Annotated in this window: 9 protein-coding genes, 1 rRNA gene and 1 pseudogene; 5 read left to right on the forward strand and 6 right to left on the reverse strand. The window is 40.4% G+C overall.

Annotated elements, in window-relative coordinates:
* The 3 genes from rrf to xseB form a co-directional block, all read left to right on the forward strand.
* Window positions 1-95: ribosomal RNA gene (gene rrf / locus GXZ17_RS09905) — 5S ribosomal RNA — on the forward strand; the annotation flags it as partial.
* 211 nt (window positions 96-306) lie between these two features.
* Entirely contained in the window at window positions 307-1,650 is a 1,344-nt protein-coding gene (xseA, locus tag GXZ17_RS09910; protein ID WP_409377124.1) for an exodeoxyribonuclease VII large subunit, read from the forward strand.
* Window positions 1,625-1,828, forward strand: a complete 204-nt coding sequence (gene xseB, locus GXZ17_RS09915) for an exodeoxyribonuclease VII small subunit (RefSeq protein ID WP_409377125.1) — start codon at window positions 1,625-1,627, stop codon at window positions 1,826-1,828. Before xseA ends, xseB begins: the two co-directional genes overlap by 26 nt.
* Before the next feature lie 12 nt (window positions 1,829-1,840).
* Here xseB and GXZ17_RS09920 read toward each other — a convergent pair whose 3' ends face one another.
* From GXZ17_RS09920 to GXZ17_RS09930, 3 genes are read right to left on the reverse strand one after another with little or no spacing between them, the layout of a single operon-like run.
* Window positions 1,841-2,746 carry a cation diffusion facilitator family transporter gene (locus tag GXZ17_RS09920; RefSeq protein ID WP_409377126.1) on the reverse strand — a complete coding sequence of 302 codons (906 nt, stop codon included), beginning with the start codon at window positions 2,744-2,746 and terminating at the stop codon, window positions 1,841-1,843.
* A gap of 51 nt (window positions 2,747-2,797) precedes the next feature.
* Window positions 2,798-3,193, reverse strand: a complete 396-nt coding sequence (locus tag GXZ17_RS09925) for a class II SORL domain-containing protein (protein WP_409377127.1) — start codon at window positions 3,191-3,193, stop codon at window positions 2,798-2,800.
* A gap of 12 nt (window positions 3,194-3,205) precedes the next feature.
* Complete coding sequence (locus tag GXZ17_RS09930; protein ID WP_409377128.1) at window positions 3,206-3,718, reverse strand: rubrerythrin family protein; 513 nt, start codon at window positions 3,716-3,718, stop codon at window positions 3,206-3,208.
* A gap of 400 nt (window positions 3,719-4,118) precedes the next feature.
* Here GXZ17_RS09930 and GXZ17_RS09935 point away from each other — a divergent pair, with 400 nt between their 5' ends.
* Both GXZ17_RS09935 and GXZ17_RS09940 read left to right on the forward strand, forming a co-directional pair.
* Window positions 4,119-4,928: a hypothetical protein gene (locus tag GXZ17_RS09935; RefSeq protein WP_409377129.1), complete on the forward strand. Its 810-nt coding sequence runs from the start codon at window positions 4,119-4,121 to the stop codon at window positions 4,926-4,928.
* 19 nt (window positions 4,929-4,947) lie between these two features.
* Window positions 4,948-5,196 carry a hypothetical protein gene (locus tag GXZ17_RS09940; protein WP_409377130.1) on the forward strand — a complete coding sequence of 83 codons (249 nt, stop codon included), beginning with the start codon at window positions 4,948-4,950 and terminating at the stop codon, window positions 5,194-5,196.
* Here GXZ17_RS09940 and GXZ17_RS09945 read toward each other — a convergent pair whose 3' ends face one another.
* From GXZ17_RS09945 to GXZ17_RS09955, 3 genes and pseudogenes are all read right to left on the reverse strand, one after another.
* The gene (locus GXZ17_RS09945; protein ID WP_409377131.1) at window positions 5,197-6,234 is read right to left on the reverse strand and encodes an acyl-CoA dehydratase activase; all 1,038 of its coding nucleotides are present in this window, start codon (window positions 6,232-6,234) and stop codon (window positions 5,197-5,199) included.
* The gene (locus GXZ17_RS09950; protein ID WP_409377132.1) at window positions 6,235-7,335 is read right to left on the reverse strand and encodes a hypothetical protein; all 1,101 of its coding nucleotides are present in this window, start codon (window positions 7,333-7,335) and stop codon (window positions 6,235-6,237) included.
* Window positions 7,301-7,622, reverse strand: a pseudogene (locus GXZ17_RS09955) (hypothetical protein); the annotation flags it as partial. The pseudogene GXZ17_RS09955 and the gene GXZ17_RS09950, both read right to left, overlap by 35 nt.

The following is a 7,622-nucleotide window of genomic DNA, read 5'->3' on the forward strand; positions in this document are numbered from 1 at the left end:
AAACGCTCGTTCCCATTCCGAACACGAAAGCTAAGCCCTCTAACGCCGATGATACTGCCTGGGCAACTGGGTGGGAAAGTAGGAAGCTGCCGGGAGAAAAAGCAGGAGTTTATCTCCTGCTTTTTTTGTTGGTGGGATAGAGAAAAGAAGTTGCAGGAGCTGGTGAGAGGATGAGCCATTTTTCTTAATCCAGCATATCGGATAAAAGTTTATTTAAATTATTTATAGTCTGGTTATAGTTACAACTGGGCGAATGATTGTATAAAAGCTTTCTTCTGGTAAAATTGAACAGTAAAGGAGGAAACTGTGGAAAATATTTCCCAACCATCTTATCTTACTCTAAAAGAGTTGAATCAGATATTGAAAGATGTAGTAGAAAATTGTTACTTTTCTGCCCCTCTTTGGGTAGTAGCGGAAATTGCTGAGATAAGATTAAATTCTACTACTGGACACTGTTACTTGGAGTTGGTAGAAAAAGAAGATGACCGCGTGGTAGCCCGGATGAAGGGGATTATCTGGTCTTCTAATTATCCTCTGGTGGTTTCCTCTTTTCTGGAAGCAACTGGTAAAAACCTGGAACGGGGAATGAAAGTTCTCTTTTTAACTCGATTGCGATTTCATCCTGTTCATGGTCTGAGTTTGGATATTAAAGAAGTCGACCCTTCTTATTCCCTGGGAGAGATGATGCGTAAAAGAAGAGAAATATTAGAATGCCTGGAGAAAGAAGGGTTTTTGACTCTTAATCGCTCCCTTCCTTTTCCCCTTTTTCCTCAGCGGATTGCAATAATTTCTTCTCCTACAGCAGCGGGATGGGAGGACTTTATAAGTCATCTTCAGAACAATGTTTATGGTTTTACTTTTTCCTGTCAGTTATTCCCCACTTTGATGCAAGGAGAAGAGGCTGAAAACTCCCTTTTTTCTTCTTTGGAAGAGATAAAGAGAGAACAAAATTATTTTGATATAGTGGTAATAATTAGAGGAGGGGGCTCCAGTGTCGATTTGAGCTGTTTTGATAGCTACCTTTTAGGAAAGGCAGTAGCCACCTTCCCTCTTCCGGTTGTGGTGGGTATTGGCCATGAGCGGGATGATACAGTTTTAGATTATGTGGCTCATACCAGCCTGAAGACTCCCACTGCAGTAGCTGAATTTCTTATTAATCAAATGAAAATGGTAGAGGAAGAGATAGAAGAGGAAATGGCGGAGTTAAAAGAGATAATAGAAAACTTTATAGAGAAAGAAAGACGTGTTCTAACTGTTCTGGTCGATCAATGGACTAGAAGAGTAGGGGATTTACTTCTTTCATCGGGGAAAGAACTTTCTTTTTGTCGGGAGAGATTATTGGTACATTCTCAAAGGATTCTGGGAGAAATAGGAGAAAACCAGAGAGCCTATGAAAGACAATTAAAAAATTTAGTGGAGGAGAGAGTTTCCAAGGAGTGGGAAGCGTTAAAAAGAGCTGAACAGGCAATACGTTTGTTGAATCCCGAGAATGTTCTCCGCCGGGGTTACAGTGTGACTTATCGAGAAGGTAAAGTGGTGAAAAGCTTTAGAGATTTACAAGAAGGAGAAAATATTTCTACCCGCCTGATGGATGGCTGGATAAAAAGTAAAGTGGAGGAGACTTATGGAAGAGAACAATCTGAGCTATAGTGAGGCTTTTCAGGAACTGAAATCCATTGTAGATGAACTGGAGAATGAGGAAATAGAAATAGACAATTTGACGGAAAAAGTTAAAAGAGCCTCTTTCTTGTACCGCTTTTTGAGGGATCGTCTTCGAGCCACAGAAGAAGAGATAAGGAAAGTCTTGGAAGAGGAAGAACCTTTTTAAGAAAACACAAGCTTATTTTTCTTTCACAATAAAATCATGGTTTTTACAACCTTTATTTTCGAATTGAATGGTGGAATGTTCGATTCGAAAATCCTCGAAAAGAATTTTTTGTATTTCTTCGCGGAGCTGGTCAATTTCTTCCCAGCTGGAACAGGTAGTAGTTACGTGAAATTCAGCAAAATGTTCTTTTTCATTTAAAGACCATACATGAAGATGGTGAATATTTTTCACCCCGGGCAGAGTTTCTAAGGCTTTTTTCAATTTTTCCAGGTTTAAGTGAGGAGGTGCTCCTTGCATAAGGATATTAACCACCTCTTTGAACATTTTCCAGCTTCCTCGTAAAAGGAGAATCGATAGTCCTATGCTGAGGAGAGGATCAATAAAAAACCATCCCCAATGCTTAATTAATAGAGCTCCAATTATTACTGCTAAAGAAGAAAAGGTGTCTACAAGAAGGTGCCAGAAAGAACTTCGGAGGTTAAGACTTTCTCGTGAACCAGGAAAGAGTAAGAAAACGGAAAACAAATTTCCCAAAAGACCTATTATTGCTATTTCTAAAAGGATATGGGTTTCTATTACCCGGGGAGAGAAAAGTCTCTGAATAGCTTCTATAAAAATGTAGCCAAGGGTGGCAAATATTAACAGAGAATTAACAAAAGCACCCAGAACTTCTGCTCTCCGATAGCCATAGGTTCTTTGAGGAGTTTCTTCTTTCAAAGAAAGGCGGAGAGAGAAAAGACTTATAAAAAGAGAGGTGGTGTCTCCTAAATTGTGTAGAGCGTCGGAAAGTAGGGCTAAGCTTCCCGACCATATTCCTCCTATGATTTCGATCAGGGAAACGATAAAATTCAGGATTATGGCAACTGAAAGAGCTTTTTCATTGTTATGAGGATGAGAAAATTTATGATTTTCTTCCATAAGAAAATGTAAATAACAACATAGTAAAAAGGGGGTGTTACCCCCTTTTTACTATTCTACTTTGATTTCCTTTTCTCCTTTCCACAGTCCATGGATATTGCAGTAGGAAGTGACAAAAATAGTTCCTGGTTGATTGGTTTTAAAGGAAAAGCTCACTCGTGGTTCGGTATATACCGGCCCTTGATTAGGACCTTCAGTACTTTCTCCATGAGCAGTGAATTCAAAATGTCCTAACTGAAAAGGAAACTTCCCTCCTGTAGGCAGGAAATAGACCGCTATCCACCGGATGTGATGTTCGGTGGTATTGGGATGAGGAATCTCTTTTCCTACAGTTACGGTAAAATTAGTAAGCTCTCCTTTTTTAACTGTATCAGGTCCTTCAATTACCGGAACATGCTTTTCCTCTTTCCAGTCGGCCGATTGAAAAAGGTCGCTAAAATTAGTCATCTTCTTACCTCCTTAGAAAGCTTTGAATTTTTCTCGAGAAGCTCCACAGATGGGACATTTTTCCGGAGCCTCTCCTTCTGCGGTGTAACCACACACTGAACATATCTGAATGGTTCCTAAAGCTACATCTTTACCGTCTTCGGCAGCTTCTTTAGCTTTTTTGTACATCTGGACATGAATTTTTTCTGCTTCTAATGCTCCGTGGGTGGTTATTTCTGCTTCTTTTTCTCCCTGAAGTTTAGCTACAGCATTGTAAGCGGGATACATTTCCTCCACTTCATATATTTCTCCGGCAATGGCCATATCCAGATTTTTAAGTGTATTGTTGATATACCCTAAAGCTCGGTAATGATTGGTAGCGTGGACTTCCTCAGCATAAGCGATGGCCTTAAAAAGGCGAGCAATATTAGGCTTTCCCTCTTGTTCTGCTACCTGAGAAAAAATTAGATATCTCATGTAAGCTTGTGATTCGCCAGCATAAGCATTTTCCAGATTCTCTCGAGTCATTTTGCGTTTGATAGGCATATATGTTCAGGCCTCCCTTCAGTTTGGGATTTTTAAAAGTAAACTAAATTGATAATATTTTATTCCACAGGAGGATGTTTTAAAAACGGCCGGGCAAAGAGGACTAAAAGCTTCCCACTCCTCTGGTCTTCACGACCAATTTCCTTTTACCCGGCTATTATACATTATACAACTTTTAATATTTTTTGGAAGCTATCTATCTATTACAGCTCTTTTTCTTCTGTATTTTTTCTTCGTTGAGAGAAAAACAGGGGGAATAAAAAGGGATATGTTTCGTTTAAAGCTGTGACATTATACTATTCTAACTTAAGTTTTACGTTTTTTCTGCAATTTTCCTCTTATTACTCTATGTTGCCTGGGTGAGCCAAAGCCGCTATAGAAGAAAGGAGGTGTTAAAAAAGTGCGAGCCTTGAGGCGATATGTAGTCGTGGGTTTAGTGATTTTTGTGGCCTTCTTTCTGGGAACCTTAGCCGGAGATATTCCTATTTCTCATTCTAAAGAAGATATGAAGTTTGTGGCCGAGAGGGTAGGCTTCACTGCTCAATCTTTTTATACTGCAGGAAGCAATCAGGTTTACTACCAGATTGAAAGAAACCTGAAGGCTCTGGATGAAATAATAAATATGATAGAAAAAGCAGAGAATCTTGATGCGATTATAGACCCTATGGTAGACAAATTAGAAGAGATTACCGTCTCTTATGAACACATCTCTGATCTTAGACCCCAGATAGAAGAAGAATTGAGAGGAAAGATAGAGGAACTCCAGGAGTTGCTTAAAAAATCTAAAGACCAGATCAGAATTCTGGAAGATGAAAAATTAGAACTGGAAGAAGAGTTAAAAGAACTATCTCTGGAGCAGGACGAGGAGATAAGAAACATCAGGAGAAGAAGTTTAGAAATGCAAGTAGAATTTAAAGCCAAAGAAATCCAAATCTGGAAGGAATTTATTTCTCTGGAAGATAAGATTTATGAGACAATTAAGAATGCTGACCGGACTATCAAAAAGTTTCTTCTGGTTCTTTCTGAGAACGCCAAAGTCTATCGAGGAGCTTTAGAAGTGGTTAGGCTCCAGAGGGATATCAAAAGTTTGGTTAATTTCATGAGCTTGCAACAATTCTCTGATGAGCTAATTTCTACCTGGCAAGACCTTCAGTATCTTATTGAGCTTCTAACTCAGGAAGTTAATAAGCTTCCTGCTTTCCGGGAATAATGAGTTTCGGTATTACGCTATGGAGAAAGGAGAAACAAGAAGAGGGTTCAGGAAAATAGGATGGTGGATAATTCTTCTGGTAATGGTAATAGTTTTTTTCCTCATTTTGGGAGGCAGTAAAAGGTGGGAATGGTTTTCCCCTCCCCGCACCTGGTCTGATATAGCTATACTTGTTCAGGAAGTTGAAGAAAAAACTCAAAAATTAAACCAGATTTTACAGGAAGCTCTCCAATCGGTTAGAGAAAAAGAAAGCCCTTCAGAACCATGATTAACCTTTTACCAAAGACTCTTCCTCTTCTATCTGGAGAGGCTCCTCGGATTTATCTTCTTGTTCTTCCCATCTCTGTCTGACCGTAACAGGAGTCCACTTGCCGCAGCGACTACCCCATAAAGCCTTAATATCATTTTCTTCCTTTAGTATTACTATTTCGCAGGCATTGGGACAATCTTCACAGGTAAAGCTCCGGCTTTCAAACTGACGACCAATCACTTCAAATCCAGAAAAAGTACTTTTTTCTGGAGCATACTCCAGGGCTAAAATAGCTGCTCCCCAGGCTCCCATGACTCCATGCTCAGGAGGAACGACAATCTTCTTTTTACCCTGGAAGAAATCTCGGAATGCCTGAACAATCCCCTCGTTGGCAGCTACTCCTCCCTGGAAAACGATGGGGTCTTCTATGGTTTTCCCCGTAGCTAAATTATTGATGAAGTTCCGCACTAAGGCTTCACAAAGTCCTTTGACGATTTCTGGCTTGCCAAAACCTAATTGTTGTTTATGAATCATATCTGATTCAGCAAAAACCGTGCATCTTCCAGCAATGCGCACTGCCTGTTCAGCCCGGAGAGCTAATTTTCCAAATTCTTCGATGGGAACATTGAGACGTACCGCTTGATGCTCCAGAAAAGAACCTGTTCCGGCTGCGCAAACGGTATTCATAGCGAAGTCTTCCACCACGCCATCTCGAATGATAATTAACTTACTGTCCTGTCCTCCAATTTCAAAAACTGTTCGTACTTCAGGTACTCGGGTGATGGCTGCTATGGCGTGAGCGGTAATTTCGTTTTTGACTATATCTGCTCCTACTACTATGCCAGCTAGGTGTCGGGCGCTACCGGTACTACCTACTCCTTTTATTTCTCCACCACTGGGAAAATGTCTTTCTATGTATTGTAAACCTTCTTTGAGCGCTCCAATCGGATCGCCGCTAGTGCGCAAATAGCAACTGGCCAGAATGTTTTTTTCTTCGTCTATAAGCACAAACTTAGTGGTTACTGAGCCCACATCCACTCCTAAATAAAGGTCCATTTAACTAACCTCCACCTTTTTTTTCTTCAGTTTTTTTCTTCTTTCTAAAACATCTACAAATGCTTCCACTCTGGTAACTAATCCCGCCTCTCCAGAATGTTCATCTATGGCTAAATGCAGAGTAGGTAAGTCGTAATCCCTGCTTACTGCGGTAAGTATACTTTTAGCCACTACTTCAGGCATACAGGTAAAAGGATAAAGATGGACAACTCCATCAAAGCCCCATTGAGCATAGCGAATGGCGCTGCCTACTGTATCAATTCCTTCTCCTCCTACAAATCTCTTCAGGTAAGGCTTGGCTAGCTCCCAGGCTTCTAATTTTTCCCGGGAACGAGTAAATGGCAGGGTGTGCAAAACATACTCTACCGTAGAAACAGAGTTGTGTACGTATGCTCCTAGCTCTCCCAGGATCTTTTCCACATTGAAATTTATTTTAGTTTCCTGGGCTACATAAATCTCTCCTACTATTCCCACTTTTATGAGGTCTTCTGTTTCTTTCCGTTCTAAATTATCTAACTTTTTCATAGTTTCTTCTTTGATAGCCTGGAAGCTTTTTTCATTATTTACCTGACGTAGTTGTTCCAGCGCTCCTTCTACTATTTCATCTAATTTTTGACGGTCTTTTACCTGAGCACGCAGCGCTCTTCTTTCTGTCTCTAAGTCTTCGGTAAAGCGCAAAACTTTCCAGGCCAAGCTGGCTACTTTGATAACTCGGGAGGAAAGGACCCTTCCCCCGGCCATAGTTTGCAGGGCTTTTATAAAAGGACGAATACCATAGCGAGGATGGTCTAATAGGACAAAATCAACGTTGTAACCTAAATCTTCTAAAATTATATTTTGAATTTGTCCGTAATAACCAAAACGACAAGGCCCCACCCCTCCGGCCATAAAAATAGTATCGGCTCCCAGTTCAATTCCTTCTACAAAGTTAGCCAGAGTTACTTTGAGAGGAAAGCAAGCATTCTGAGGAGCTAGTTTTACTCCAATTTCAATGGTTTTTTGAGTAATAGGAGGAGGGGTTATGATTTCTACGCCCAGAGTGGGGTAGAGAACTCCTAAGGCGATATCAAGATGAAGCAAATGGGGAAACGTAGCTTTCAAGGCTTTTATACCTCCACTCCATCATATCTACAAAAGCTTCTAAACGAGTAACCAACCCTGCTTCTCCGGTGTGCTCGTCAATTTCTAAACGCAAGTAAGGGAGAGACTCCTTTTCTCTTTTGAGAAGACGTTCAATTAACTCTCCAACTAAAGAATCTGGTCCACACTCAAAGGAAACCAGATGGATAAACCCTCTGACCTCCGGTTTTCTCTCTTTGAGATGGTATAAAGTGCTACCAATGATTTCATTAGAAATAGTCCAGAAACTGGGTTTAGGAATAGTAGAG

The sequence above is a fragment of the Candidatus Sordicultor fermentans genome, from assembly GCF_012728195.1.
GTDB lineage: Bacteria > Atribacterota > Atribacteria > Atribacterales > Caldatribacteriaceae > Sordicultor > Sordicultor fermentans.